Origin of the sequence: Enterobacter sp. CCUG 70166, from assembly GCF_020224095.1 — a bacterium.
Classification (GTDB): domain Bacteria; phylum Pseudomonadota; class Gammaproteobacteria; order Enterobacterales; family Enterobacteriaceae; genus Enterobacter; species Enterobacter intestinihominis.
In genome coordinates this window covers 1-12,209 of record NZ_NRIQ01000072.1, presented here as the reverse complement: position 1 = coordinate 12,209, position 12,209 = coordinate 1, and the positions used below count along the sequence as shown (strand labels likewise).

The 12,209-nt window shown below is 57.0% G+C and carries 11 protein-coding genes; 8 read left to right on the top strand and 3 right to left on the bottom strand.

The features are described 5' to 3' along the window. Nucleotides 1-46: 46 nt before the first annotated feature. Nucleotides 47-1,393 (bottom strand): two-component system sensor histidine kinase EnvZ, encoded by a 1,347-nt coding sequence (gene envZ, locus CKK19_RS24510; protein ID WP_003861615.1) that lies wholly within the window; start codon nucleotides 1,391-1,393, stop codon nucleotides 47-49. Continuing rightward, the gene (ompR, locus tag CKK19_RS24505) at nucleotides 1,390-2,109 is read right to left on the bottom strand and encodes a two-component system response regulator OmpR (protein WP_001157751.1); all 720 of its coding nucleotides are present in this window, start codon (nucleotides 2,107-2,109) and stop codon (nucleotides 1,390-1,392) included. The genes envZ and ompR overlap by 4 nt, the downstream gene beginning before the upstream one ends. A gap of 228 nt (nucleotides 2,110-2,337) precedes the next feature. Here ompR and greB point away from each other — a divergent pair, with 228 nt between their 5' ends. The 5 genes from greB to feoC all read left to right on the top strand — a co-directional run bounded on the left by greB (nucleotide 2,338) and on the right by feoC (nucleotide 8,389). Continuing rightward, nucleotides 2,338-2,811: a transcription elongation factor GreB gene (gene greB / locus CKK19_RS24500; RefSeq protein WP_022649631.1), complete on the top strand. Its 474-nt coding sequence runs from the start codon at nucleotides 2,338-2,340 to the stop codon at nucleotides 2,809-2,811. A gap of 87 nt (nucleotides 2,812-2,898) precedes the next feature. Further along, nucleotides 2,899-5,229, top strand: coding sequence for a Tex family protein (locus CKK19_RS24495; protein ID WP_063854397.1), 2,331 nt, complete (start codon nucleotides 2,899-2,901; stop codon nucleotides 5,227-5,229). 336 nt (nucleotides 5,230-5,565) lie between these two features. Further along, nucleotides 5,566-5,793: a ferrous iron transporter A gene (gene feoA / locus CKK19_RS24490; RefSeq protein ID WP_022649633.1), complete on the top strand. Its 228-nt coding sequence runs from the start codon at nucleotides 5,566-5,568 to the stop codon at nucleotides 5,791-5,793. Between the two features lie 30 nt (nucleotides 5,794-5,823). After that, nucleotides 5,824-8,142, top strand: coding sequence for a Fe(2+) transporter permease subunit FeoB (feoB, locus tag CKK19_RS24485; protein WP_063854394.1), 2,319 nt, complete (start codon nucleotides 5,824-5,826; stop codon nucleotides 8,140-8,142). Nucleotides 8,143-8,152: 10 nt separating this feature from the next. Beyond that, nucleotides 8,153-8,389, top strand: coding sequence for a [Fe-S]-dependent transcriptional repressor FeoC (gene feoC, locus CKK19_RS24480; RefSeq protein WP_063138080.1), 237 nt, complete (start codon nucleotides 8,153-8,155; stop codon nucleotides 8,387-8,389). Here feoC and bioH read toward each other — a convergent pair. After that, nucleotides 8,364-9,146 (bottom strand): pimeloyl-ACP methyl ester esterase BioH, encoded by a 783-nt coding sequence (gene bioH / locus CKK19_RS24475; protein WP_063854395.1) that lies wholly within the window; start codon nucleotides 9,144-9,146, stop codon nucleotides 8,364-8,366. The genes feoC and bioH overlap by 26 nt on opposite strands. Nucleotides 9,147-9,182: 36 nt before the next feature. Here bioH and gntX point away from each other — a divergent pair, with 36 nt between their 5' ends. The 3 genes from gntX to gntT all read left to right on the top strand — a co-directional run bounded on the left by gntX (nucleotide 9,183) and on the right by gntT (nucleotide 12,122). Continuing rightward, nucleotides 9,183-9,863: a DNA utilization protein GntX gene (gene gntX / locus CKK19_RS24470; RefSeq protein WP_063854396.1), complete on the top strand. Its 681-nt coding sequence runs from the start codon at nucleotides 9,183-9,185 to the stop codon at nucleotides 9,861-9,863. Nucleotides 9,864-9,924: 61 nt separating this feature from the next. Next, nucleotides 9,925-10,500 carry a Fe-S biogenesis protein NfuA gene (gene nfuA / locus CKK19_RS24465; RefSeq protein ID WP_003861601.1) on the top strand — a complete coding sequence of 192 codons (576 nt, stop codon included), beginning with the start codon at nucleotides 9,925-9,927 and terminating at the stop codon, nucleotides 10,498-10,500. A 305-nt stretch (nucleotides 10,501-10,805) separates the two neighbouring features. Beyond that, entirely contained in the window at nucleotides 10,806-12,122 is a 1,317-nt protein-coding gene (gene gntT / locus CKK19_RS24460; protein ID WP_023298788.1) for a gluconate transporter, read from the top strand. Nucleotides 12,123-12,209: the final 87 nt, after the last annotated feature.

Here is a 12,209-nt window from a genome sequence, read left to right as displayed (position 1 = left end):
CCCCGTGGGAGAGGGCCGGGGTGAGGGCATCAGGCCCCACCCTTTTTTAACTCTCTTTCACCTGCCCCCGTAAAACCGGCACCGGTAACCATGCGCGAATGCTCAAACCACCCCGTTCGCTGGTGCCAATTTCCAGCAGTCCGTTATGGTTATCAACAATACGCTGCACAATCGCCAGGCCTAAGCCGGTTCCGCTGGTGCTGCGCGCGCTGTCGCCGCGCACAAACGGCTGGAACAGGTGCTTACGCTGCTCAGGCTTGATGCCCGGGCCATCGTCTTCCACCTGGAACCAGGCGCGGTTGAGTTCCGTACCGCTGCTGACTTTGATCCAACCGTTGCCGTAGCGTGCCGCGTTGACCACCATATTCGCCACCGCGCGTTTGATGGAGAGCGGGTGCATACGTACCTGAATCTCGCCCGCCTGAAGGTCGGTCGCAATTTCACGTTCATAACCGCTTTCGGCAGCAACAACTTCGCCCAGAACCGCGTTCAGATCCGCCATCTCCATCGGCATCTCCTGCCCGGTACGCAGGTAGTCGATAAACTGCTCGATGATGGCGTTACACTCTTCGATATCCTTGTTGATGGACTCTGCAAGATAACCATCCTGCTCGCCCATCATCTCTGTTGCCAGCCGGATACGTGTCAGCGGGGTGCGAAGGTCATGGCTAACCCCCGCCATCAGCAGCGTACGGTCGTCAGCCAGCTGTTTAACGCCTGCCGCCATGTGGTTAAAAGCACGCGTTACCGAGCGCACTTCCGATGCGCCATACTCGCGCAGCGGCGGTGGGATAATACCTTTACCAACCTGCAATGCCGCATGCTCCAGGTCGACCAGCGGTCGGTTCTGGATACGAATAAACAACCATGCGCCACCGATGGCCAGCAGCATGATCGCCAGGGTGTATCGGAACAGCGGTGAGAAGTCGCCCTGATGAATCTCGGTGAGCGGAACACGCACCCAGATGTTGGGTGACAGCCAAGTTTTCAGCCAGACAACCGGCGAGCTTTTATTGACCTCAACGCGCACTTCCGTCGGGCCGCCAAGCTGCTGCGCCATCTGCTGGCTAAGGAATTCATAGTGCTGCGCCCAGCGCAGGCCGGCATCTTCCGCCGCTTCGTTCGAATAGAGAGAAATGCCCAACTCACGGTAGATTTCCCGACGGAACGCCGGGGGGACAACCAACTGCGTGCCGTCCTCCAGTTGCAGTTTGTCGGTCATCAGCATACGCACTTCGTATGCCAGCACCTTATTAAACTGCTGAAGGCTCGGCAGGATCGCAAAGTTCAGCACCACCAGGTAGGTCGTCACCAGGCTGACAAACAGCAGGGTGACGATCAATAACAGCGTGCGGGCAAACGAACTTCGCGGCGAGAAGCGCATTCGCCTCATGCTTTAGAGCCGTCCGGGACAAACACGTAGCCCAGACCCCACACGGTCTGAATATAACGAGGATGCGCCGGATCTTCTTCCACCATGCGGCGCAGACGAGAGATCTGCACGTCGATAGAACGTTCCATTGCGGAGTATTCACGGCCGCGCGCCAGGTTCATCAGCTTGTCACGTGAAAGCGGTTCACGCGGGTGGCTGACCAGCGCTTTCAGTACCGCAAACTCGCCGCTGGTGAGCGGCATTGGCTCATCTTCACGAAACATTTCACGGGTGCCGAGGTTCAGCTTGAACTTACCGAATGCAATGACGGCCTCTTCCTGAGACGGCGCGCCCGGCAGCTCGTTCGCCTGACGACGCAGCACGGCGCGAATACGCGCCAGCAGTTCACGCGGGTTGAACGGCTTAGGAATGTAGTCATCAGCGCCAATCTCAAGGCCGACGATACGGTCAACTTCTTCACCCTTCGCCGTCACCATGATGATTGGCATCGGGTTGCTCTGGCTACGCAGACGACGGCAAATAGAGAGCCCATCTTCGCCAGGCAGCATCAGGTCCAACACCATCAGGTGGAAGGATTCACGCGTCAGCAGACGATCCATCTGTTCCGCGTTCGCGACGCTACGAACCTGGAAGCCCTGCTCGGTCAGATAACGTTCCAGCAGCGCACGCAGGCGCATGTCGTCATCTACGACCAGAATTTTGTAGTTCTCTTGCATTGTGTGTACTCCCAAAGGTTCGGATAAGCCTGGAACAGCGTATTCTAAAAAAGTGCACGGGTTCGACCAGCAAATTCTGGTATAAATTCTAGACGAAATTGTTACAAAGCATATTTAACAGCAGCTTATCTGTTCATTTCATCACATAAATCATTATTAATCTTGTCTGTTACACTGTGCGCTACGTATTGTGCGCAAAGACAGTTAACCGGCATTAAAGGCAGCACCATGAAAACGCCTCTGATCACCCGCGAAGGGTACGAGAAACTCAAAAAAGAGATGGATTACCTGTGGCGCGAAGAGCGTCCGGAAGTGACCAAAAAAGTCACCTGGGCCGCAAGTCTGGGCGACCGCAGCGAGAATGCGGACTATCAGTACAATAAAAAGCGACTGCGCGAAATCGATCGCCGGGTACGCTACCTGACGAAATGCCTCGAGAATCTCAAAATTGTCGATTACTCCCCGCAACAGGAAGGTAAAGTGTTTTTCGGCGCGTGGGTCGAAATTGAAAACGACAACGGCGACACCCTGCGTTTTCGTATCGTCGGCTATGATGAGATTTTCGGTCGTAAGGATTACATTTCTATCGATTCACCCATGGCCCGCGCCCTGCTGAAAAAAGAGGTGGGCGATTTAGCCGTTGTCCAGACGCCCGCGGGTGAAGCAAGCTGGTACGTCAACGAAATCGAGTATGTTAAATAGTCCGAGAGCGCCCTCCCCGGCTGGCATTTTTTGGTGTCAGCCCGTATAACTATCCCCCTGATTTTCGATCCACAAGATGAACTGACCATGATGAAAGAGTCGCTCTGCCGCATTATTGCGGGTGATATTCAGGCCAGAGCCGAACAGGTAGAAGCTGCCGTTCGTCTGCTTGATGAAGGGAACACCGTGCCGTTTATTGCACGTTATCGTAAGGAAGTCACCGGCGGTCTGGATGACACGCAGCTGCGTAACCTTGAGACCCGTCTGGGCTATCTGCGCGAGCTGGAAGACCGACGTCAGGCGATCCTCAAATCTATCGGCGAGCAGGGAAAGCTGACCAGTGACCTGGAAAAAGCCATTAACGGCACCCTGAGCAAAACCGAACTTGAAGATCTCTATCTGCCGTACAAACCGAAGCGCCGCACGCGCGGGCAGATTGCGATCGAAGCCGGCCTTGAGCCGCTGGCCGACCTGCTGTGGAACGAGCCGTCTCACGATCCGGAAACCGAAGCCGCCAGATTTATCGACGCCGAAAAAGGCGTAGCGGACACCAAAGCCGCGCTGGACGGCGCTCGCTACATTCTGATGGAGCGCTTCGCCGAAGACGCGGCGCTGCTGGCCAAAGTGCGTGATTACCTGTGGAAGAACGCCCATATCGTCTCCACCGTGGTGTCCGGCAAAGAGGACGAAGGCGCGAAATTCCGCGACTACTTCGTTCACCACGAACCCATTTCTACCGCGCCGTCTCACCGCGCGCTGGCGATGTTCCGCGGTCGTAACGAAGGCGTGCTGCAGCTCTCCCTGAATGCCGATCCGCAGTTTGACGAGCCGCCTAAAGAGAGCCACTGTGAGCAGATCATTATGGATCACCTCGGTCTGCGCCTGAACAACGCGCCGGCGGACAGCTGGCGCAAAGGCGTGGTGAGCTGGACCTGGCGCATCAAGGTGCTCATGCACCTCGAAACCGAGCTGATGGGCACCGTGCGCGAGCGCGCCGAAGACGAAGCGATCAACGTCTTCGCCCGTAACCTGCACGACCTGCTGATGGCTGCGCCGGCTGGCCTGCGCGCCACCATGGGTCTCGATCCGGGTCTGCGCACCGGCGTGAAGGTGGCCGTGGTTGACGGCACCGGCAAGCTGGTTGCCACCGACACCATTTACCCGCACACCGGTCAGGCAGCGAAAGCGGCTGTCGTGGTCGCCGCGCTGTGCGAAAAGTACAACGTTGAGCTGGTTGCCATCGGTAACGGTACGGCGTCCCGCGAAACCGAACGTTTCTATCTCGACGTGCAGAAGCAGTTCCCGAAAGTGACGGCGCAGAAAGTGATCGTCAGCGAAGCGGGGGCATCTGTCTATTCCGCCTCTGAGCTGGCAGCGCAGGAGTTCCCGGAACTGGACGTTTCCCTGCGCGGTGCGGTCTCTATCGCCCGTCGTTTGCAGGATCCGCTGGCGGAGCTGGTGAAAATTGACCCGAAATCCATCGGCGTGGGCCAGTATCAGCACGACGTGAGCCAGACGCAACTGGCGCGCAAGCTGGATGCGGTGGTGGAAGACTGCGTTAACGCCGTCGGCGTGGACCTGAACACCGCTTCCGTTCCGCTGCTGACCCGCGTAGCAGGCCTGACCCGTATGATGGCGCAGAATATCGTCGCCTGGCGTGATGAGAACGGTCAGTTCCAGAACCGCCAGCAGCTGCTGAAGGTGAGCCGTCTGGGGCCGAAAGCTTTTGAGCAGTGCGCGGGCTTCCTGCGCATCAACCACGGCGATAACCCGCTGGATGCCTCTACCGTTCACCCGGAAGCCTATCCGGTTGTCGAGCGTATCCTGGCCGCCACCCAGCAGGCGCTGAAAGACCTGATGGGCGACAGCAGCGCGCTGCGTAACCTGAAAGCGGTGGATTTTACCGACGAACAGTTCGGCGTGCCAACGGTCACTGACATCATCAAAGAGCTGGAAAAACCGGGCCGCGATCCGCGTCCTGAGTTTAAAACCGCGACCTTTGCTGACGGCGTGGAAACCATGAACGACCTGCTGCCGGGCATGGTGCTGGAAGGGGCGGTAACCAACGTCACCAACTTTGGCGCGTTTGTGGATATCGGCGTGCATCAGGACGGTCTGGTGCATATCTCTTCCCTCGCCGACAAGTTCGTTGAAGATCCGCACACCGTGGTCAAAGCAGGCGACATCGTGAAGGTGAAAGTGCTGGAAGTGGATCTTCAGCGTAAGCGTATCGCCCTGACCATGCGTCTGGACGAGCAACCGGGCGACACTAACGCGCGCCGTGGCGGTAATGGCGGTGGCCGTGAACAGCAGCGTCCGGCAGCGAAAGCCGCGAAGCCACGCGGACGTGACGCACAGCCAGCAGGCAACAGCGCGATGATGGATGCGCTGGCAGCGGCGATGGGTAAGAAACGCTAATCCTGTAAATGCCCCTCACCCTAACCCTCTCCCCAAAGGGGAGAGGGAACTTGAACACCCTCGCCCCTTTGGGGAGAGGGCCGGGGTGAGGGGAAAAATTATATCGTAAAATATGAAACCGATTGCATATCCATATTTAAACCGCTATTTATCACTCCATTAACAAATACGCTTTTTATTCCTTCCCGGGTATTCCCGCAAATATTGAGCAAGGTCAAGCAGACCGCAAATTAATACGATTAACAACATCCCGTCACATTTTTATTATTGCTGATAAAAACTATTCTCATTATCATCGCAGTGTTGATTATTTAACCTCTCGTGGAATCAGGCGCTATGCAATTCACTCCAGAAAGTGCGTGGAAAATTATCGGTTTTACCCGTGAGATAAGCCCGGCCTATCGGCAGAAGTTACTGTCACTGGGCATGCTACCCGGCTCATCATTCCAGGTGGTGCGCGTGGCGCCGTTGGGCGATCCTGTTCATATCGAAACCCGACGCGTTAATCTGGTTCTGCGTAAAAAAGACCTCGCATTAATTGAAGTTGAATCTTTATCCCGTTAACAAGCCAGCGGTTTCAGTGAGTCTAAAACAATGAAAAAATTAACTATTGGCTTAATTGGCAATCCTAATTCCGGCAAGACAACCTTATTTAATCAGTTAACCGGCGCACGCCAGCGTGTGGGAAATTGGGCAGGCGTAACGGTTGAACGCAAAGAAGGCCAGTTCACCACGACAGATAATCAGGTCACGCTGGTTGATTTACCGGGGACCTATTCACTCACCACAATTTCATCTCAGACCTCTCTCGATGAGCAAATTGCCTGCCACTATATTCTGAGCGGCGACGCGGATCTGCTCATCAATGTGGTGGATGCCTCCAATCTCGAACGAAATCTGTACCTCACGCTACAGCTGCTGGAGCTGGGGATCCCCTGCATCGTAGCGCTTAACATGCTCGACATCGCCGAGAAGCAAAAGCTGCGCATCGACGTCGACGCCCTCTCCGCCCGTCTGGGCTGCCCGGTGGTTCCGCTGGTTTCTACCCGCGCGCGCGGCATTGACGCCCTGAAGCTGGCAATTGACCGCCACACGGGCAATGCCGACGTCGAACTGGTGCACTACGCCCAGCCGCTGCTGCGCGAGGCCGGGCAGCTGGCGCAGGAGATGGACAACGCCATGCCCGCCAGACAGCGCCTGTGGCTTGGCTTGCAAATGCTGGAAGGCGATATCTACAGCCGCGCCTACGCAGGCGATGCGGCGGATAAACTGAGCGTTGCACAGGCTCGCCTGAGCGACGAGCTGGATGACCCGGCCCTGCATATTGCGGATGCGCGCTATCAGGCCATCGCCGCTATCTGTGACGTGGTCAGCAATGCATTAACCGCTGAACCCAGCCGCTTCACCGCCGCCGTGGATAAGATTGTGCTCAACCGCTTCCTCGGTTTGCCAATCTTTTTACTGGTGATGTACGTAATGTTCCTGCTCGCTATAAACATCGGCGGTGCATTGCAACCCATCTTTGATGGCGGCTCTGTCGCTATCTTCGTGCACGGTATTCAGTGGCTGGGCTACACCCTCCACTTCCCGGAATGGTTGACCATCTTCCTTGCGCAGGGGATCGGCGGCGGGATCAACACCGTCCTGCCGCTGGTACCGCAGATCGGCATGATGTACCTGTTCCTCTCCTTCCTTGAAGATTCCGGTTACATGGCACGCGCCGCCTTCGTAATGGACCGCCTGATGCAGGCGCTGGGGCTGCCGGGGAAATCCTTCGTGCCGCTGATTGTCGGTTTTGGCTGTAACGTGCCGTCAGTCATGGGCGCGCGTACGCTGGACGCACCGCGCGAACGCCTGATGACCATCATGATGGCGCCGTTCATGTCCTGCGGCGCACGTCTGGCGATCTTCGCGGTCTTTGCCGCGGCGTTCTTTGGTCAGGAAGGGGCGCTTGCCGTCTTCTCCCTGTATGTGCTGGGTATCGTGATGGCTATTCTCACCGGCCTGATGCTGAAGCACACCATCATGCGTGGCGAAGCGTCGCCGTTCGTGATGGAACTGCCGGTTTATCACGTTCCGCATCTGAAAAGCCTGATTATTCAAACCTGGCAGCGCCTGAAGGGCTTTGTTCTGCGCGCCGGTAAGGTGATTGTAGTGGTCAGCATTTTCCTGAGCGCCCTGAACAGCTTCACCCTGAGCGGCCAGGCAGCGGACAACATTAATAACTCTGCCCTTGCCTCCGTCAGCCGGATCATTACGCCGGTCTTCAAACCGATTGGCGTACAGGAAGACAACTGGCAGGCAACCGTGGGCCTGTTCACTGGCGCGATGGCAAAAGAGGTGGTTGTCGGCACCCTGAACACGCTCTACACCGCGGAAAACATCCAGAAAGAGGAGTTCAACCCGGCTGAGTTCAGCCTCGGTGACGAACTTCTGGGTGCAGTAGAAGAGACCTGGCAGAGCCTGAAAGACACCTTCAGCCTGAGCGTGCTGGCGAACCCGATTGAAGCCAGCAAAGGCGACGGCGTAATGGCGACCGGAGCAATGGGCGTGATGGGCCAGAAATTTGGCAGCGCGTCGGCGGCCTACAGCTACCTGATCTTCGTCCTGCTCTATATTCCGTGCATCTCGGTCATGGGCGCCATTGCCCGTGAGTCCAGCCGCGGCTGGATGGGCTTCTCCATTCTGTGGGGGCTGAACATTGCCTACTCGCTGGCGACCGTGTTTTATCAGGCCGTCAATTACAGCCAGCATCCGCGCTACAGCCTGGTCTGTATCCTCGCGGTGATCCTGTTTAACGTGATGGTGATTGGCCTGCTGCGCCGGGCACGTAGCCGCGTTGACGTTAACCTGCTGGCAACGCGCAAAACCCCAACGACCTGCTGTAGTAGCCCTGCGGGCGACTGTCACTGAGGGGAAAAAGATGGCATCGTTGATTCAGGTCCGTGACTTACTGGCGTTACAGGGACGAATGGAGGCGAAGCAGCTCAGCCTCAGCCTGCATACGCCGCAGCCGATGATCGATGCCATGCTGGAAAGGCTGGAGGCGATGGGGAAAGCCGTGCGCATTCAGGAAGAGCCGGACAGTTGTCTGTCCGGCAGTTGTAAAAGTTGTCCGGAAGGTAAAGCCTGCCTCAGGGAGTGGTGGGCGCTTCGCTGATAAAATTGGACAGCGCCGAACAAAACTCAGCAGGATGAGAGATGAACGGCGCATGTGCCGCTTTGGCAACCACCATTGATTCACTCTCCGGCCACAGCGCATCCAGCAGCGGAACCACCTTGCGCGGGACCAGCCCATCCAGATAGCCATAAATACGCAGATGCGGCACCGTCAGTGACGCCAGCGGCTCACGCAAATCGGCCGTTTTCAGGATCTCCAGTCCACCGTTCAGCACCTCAACCTCCGGCATCGGCAGGGAAAGCACCGTCTGCTTCAGCATTCGCGCGTCCTGACGGGCGGTTTCTGTTCCCATCGTCTGCAACGCCAGGAAACGCTCCACCGTCCGCTGGAAATCTTCGCTCAACTGGTGCTGGAACCCGGCCAGCACCTCAGGTTTGATGCCCGGCCACGCCTCGCGGGCGCTGAAACAGGGTGATGAGGCAACGGTGATCAGCGCCTGCACCCGCTCAGGATGGCGCAGCGCAATCTGGCTTGCCACCAGCCCGCCCAGGCTCCAGCCGAGCCAGACGGCTTTTTGCGGCGCCGCTTCCAGAACCTGCTCCGCCATGTCCTCGAGCGTCATCGCGCCGTAGCCTTGGCTGCGGCCATACCCCGGCAGATCCACCAGGTGTACCGTAAATTGCGAGGCCAGTTCCTCACTTATGCAACGCCACACTTCGGCGTTCAGTCCCCATCCGTGCAGCAGCACAAGATGACAATTTCCCGTTCCAACGGTCTGCCACCACAGCGTCTTCATCAGTTAACGTTCTCTTTTTTCACATGGAGGTTGCGTATGCTAACAGTGCCCGGCTTGTGCTGGCTATGCCGAATGCCACTTGCGCTGAGCGCGTGGGGCGTCTGTTCCGTTTGCACGGGAGCGCTGGGTTACCTGAAGGGCTGTCCGCAATGCGGCTTGCCTGCCGTAAGCCAGACGCTCCCCTGTGGTCGATGCCTGAAAAAAGCGCCGCCGTGGAGCGCGCTGGTGGCAGTGGATGATTACGTTTTGCCGCTGAGTCGTCTGGTTCATCAGTTTAAGTTTTCCAGCCAGTTCGCGCTGGCGGAGCCACTGGCACGCCTGTTATTACTGGCGGTATTGCAGGCGCGAAGAACGCGCGGGCTACCGTCGGTCGACACGCTCGTGAACGTGCCACTCTTTCAGCGTCGGCACTGGCGGCGGGGATACAATCAGAGCGACCTGCTGTGCCGTCCGCTCGCCCGCTGGCTGGGTTGCCGGTACCCCGCCTCTGCGCTGAAACGTATTCATGCCACTGCCGTTCAGCACCGGCTCAACGCCCGGTCGCGCAAAAGAAACCTGAAAAACGCCTTTCGCCTTGAATTGCCGGTCAACGGTCTCCATATCGCGATTGTGGATGATGTCGTCACCACGGGCAGTACCGTGGCTGAACTTTCCCGACTGCTTTTGCAAAGCGGCGCCGCGTCAGTTCAGGTATGGTGTCTGTGCCGTACCTTGTAGCCCTTCTTCAATGGGCGTATGATTATACCCAGGTAATTTAGTCAACTATTAGGCCAAAGCTATGATCCGTATTTCCGATTCTGCACAAGCGCACTTTGCCAAACTGCTGGCAAATCAGGAAGAAGGGACGCAGATCCGCGTGTTTGTGATCAATCCAGGCACTCCGAATGCAGAATGTGGTGTCTCTTATTGTCCTCCGGATGCTGTGGAAGCAACTGACACTGCCCTTAAATTTGAACAGCTCACCGCATACGTTGATGAGCTGAGCGCGCCGTATCTTGAAGATGCGGAGATTGATTTCGTCACCGACCAGCTGGGTTCGCAGCTGACGCTGAAGGCGCCAAACGCGAAGATGCGTAAAGTCTCTGACGATGCCCCGCTGATGGAGCGTGTGGAATATCTGCTGCAATCGCAGATCAACCCGCAGCTGGCCGGCCACGGTGGACGTGTTTCCCTGATGGAAATCACCGAAGATGGTCTGGCGATCCTGCAATTCGGCGGCGGCTGTAACGGCTGCTCCATGGTCGATGTAACCCTGAAAGAAGGGATCGAGAAGCAGCTGCTGAACGAATTCCCGGAACTGAAAGGCGTGCGCGATCTGACCGAACACCAGCGCGGCGAGCACTCTTACTACTAATTCAGTGCCCGTCTGTATTGCCCGGTGGCGCTGCGCTTACCGGGCCTGCTTTTTCTTGCCTCCCCCTCTATATGTTGACCTGCGTCTCATAATTCAAATTTTGCCTCCCTGGGTGATTCTCAATCACGCCATGTTACCCGTATCATTCCCATGGGCACTCAACACCCTTATAACAGCCGACTAAACTTATCGTTTTCGCAGGCATCAGTATGAGTGCCGTTAATACTCTGTTCCCAGTTGGGACAACCGGAATTTGTCGTTGAAACAATGACGTTACCCATAACAATTCAAAGGCCAGGTCAATCATGCCATTAGTCATCGTCGCTATCGGTGTTGTGTTATTACTGCTCTTGATGATCCGCTTCAAAATGAACGGATTTATCGCTCTGGTTCTGGTGGCACTTGCAGTCGGTCTGATGCAGGGAATGCCGCTGGTTAAAGTTATCAGCTCCATTAAAGCCGGTGTCGGCGGTACGCTCGGCAGCCTGGCGCTGATCATGGGCTTCGGCGCCATGCTCGGTAAAATGCTCGCGGACTGCGGTGGCGCGCAGCGTATTGCCACTACCCTTATCGATAAATTTGGCAAGCAGCACATCCAGTGGGCGGTGGTGTTAACCGGTTTTACCGTCGGTTTCGCACTGTTCTATGAAGTGGGCTTCGTCCTGATGCTGCCGCTGGTGTTCACCATCGCCGCTGCCGCCAACATCCCGCTGCTGTTCGTAGGCGTACCGATGGCTGCGGCGCTGTCCGTCACCCACGGCTTCCTGCCGCCGCATCCGGGTCCAACGGCTATCGCCACCATCTTCCACGCCGACATGGGTAAAACCCTGCTGTTCGGTACGATTCTGGCGATCCCAACGGTTATCCTGGCCGGTCCTGTTTATGCGCGCTTCCTGAAAGGCATTGATAAGCCCATCCCGGAAGGCCTGTACAGCGCCAAAACCTTCACAGATGCAGAGATGCCTGGCTTTGGCGTCAGCGTCTGGACCTCTCTGGTGCCGGTGATCCTGATGGCAATGCGTGCCGTAGCAGAGATGGTTCTGCCGAAAGGTCACGCGTTCCTGTCCGTTGCGGAGTTCCTGGGCGACCCGGTGATGGCAACGCTGATTGCGGTCCTGATCGCCATGTTCACCTTCGGTCTTAACCGTGGTCGTTCCATGGATCAGATCAACGACACGCTGACCTCTTCCATCAAAATCATTGCCATGATGCTGCTGATCATCGGCGGTGGCGGCGCGTTTAAGCAGGTGCTGGTCGACAGCGGCGTGGATAAATACATTGCTGCCATGATGCATGAAACCAACGTATCGCCGCTCCTGATGGCATGGTCTATTGCCGCGGTGCTGCGTATCGCGCTGGGCTCTGCAACCGTTGCGGCGATTACCGCGGGTGGTATCGTTGCGCCGCTGATTGCGACCACGGGCGTAAGCCCTGAGCTGATGGTTATCGCGGTCGGTTCGGGCAGCGTGATTTTCTCCCACGTGAACGATCCGGGCTTCTGGCTGTTCAAGGAGTACTTCAACCTGACCATCGGTGAAACCATCAAGTCCTGGTCCGCGCTGGAGACCATTATTTCGGTGTGTGGCCTGGTCGGGGTGCTGCTGTTGAATATGGTGATTTAATGCCATGAGTCGGGAGGCGGCTACGCCTTACCCGACCCACTCGATACCTGTAGGCCCGGTAAGCGTTAGTGTATGACCGGATACATA

Coding starts and splice junctions, on each gene's coding strand:
- feoC (WP_063138080.1), top strand. CDS start 8,153: ATGGCATCGTTGATTCAGGTCCGTGACTTACTGGCGTTACAGGGACGA.
- nfuA (WP_003861601.1), top strand. CDS start 9,925: ATGATCCGTATTTCCGATTCTGCACAAGCGCACTTTGCCAAACTGCTG.
- bioH (WP_063854395.1), bottom strand. CDS start 9,146: ATGAAGACGCTGTGGTGGCAGACCGTTGGAACGGGAAATTGTCATCTT.
- feoB (WP_063854394.1), top strand. CDS start 5,824: ATGAAAAAATTAACTATTGGCTTAATTGGCAATCCTAATTCCGGCAAG.
- greB (WP_022649631.1), top strand. CDS start 2,338: ATGAAAACGCCTCTGATCACCCGCGAAGGGTACGAGAAACTCAAAAAA.
- gntT (WP_023298788.1), top strand. CDS start 10,806: ATGCCATTAGTCATCGTCGCTATCGGTGTTGTGTTATTACTGCTCTTG.
- CKK19_RS24495 (WP_063854397.1), top strand. CDS start 2,899: ATGATGAAAGAGTCGCTCTGCCGCATTATTGCGGGTGATATTCAGGCC.
- gntX (WP_063854396.1), top strand. CDS start 9,183: ATGCTAACAGTGCCCGGCTTGTGCTGGCTATGCCGAATGCCACTTGCG.
- feoA (WP_022649633.1), top strand. CDS start 5,566: ATGCAATTCACTCCAGAAAGTGCGTGGAAAATTATCGGTTTTACCCGT.
- envZ (WP_003861615.1), bottom strand. CDS start 1,393: ATGAGGCGAATGCGCTTCTCGCCGCGAAGTTCGTTTGCCCGCACGCTG.
- ompR (WP_001157751.1), bottom strand. CDS start 2,109: ATGCAAGAGAACTACAAAATTCTGGTCGTAGATGACGACATGCGCCTG.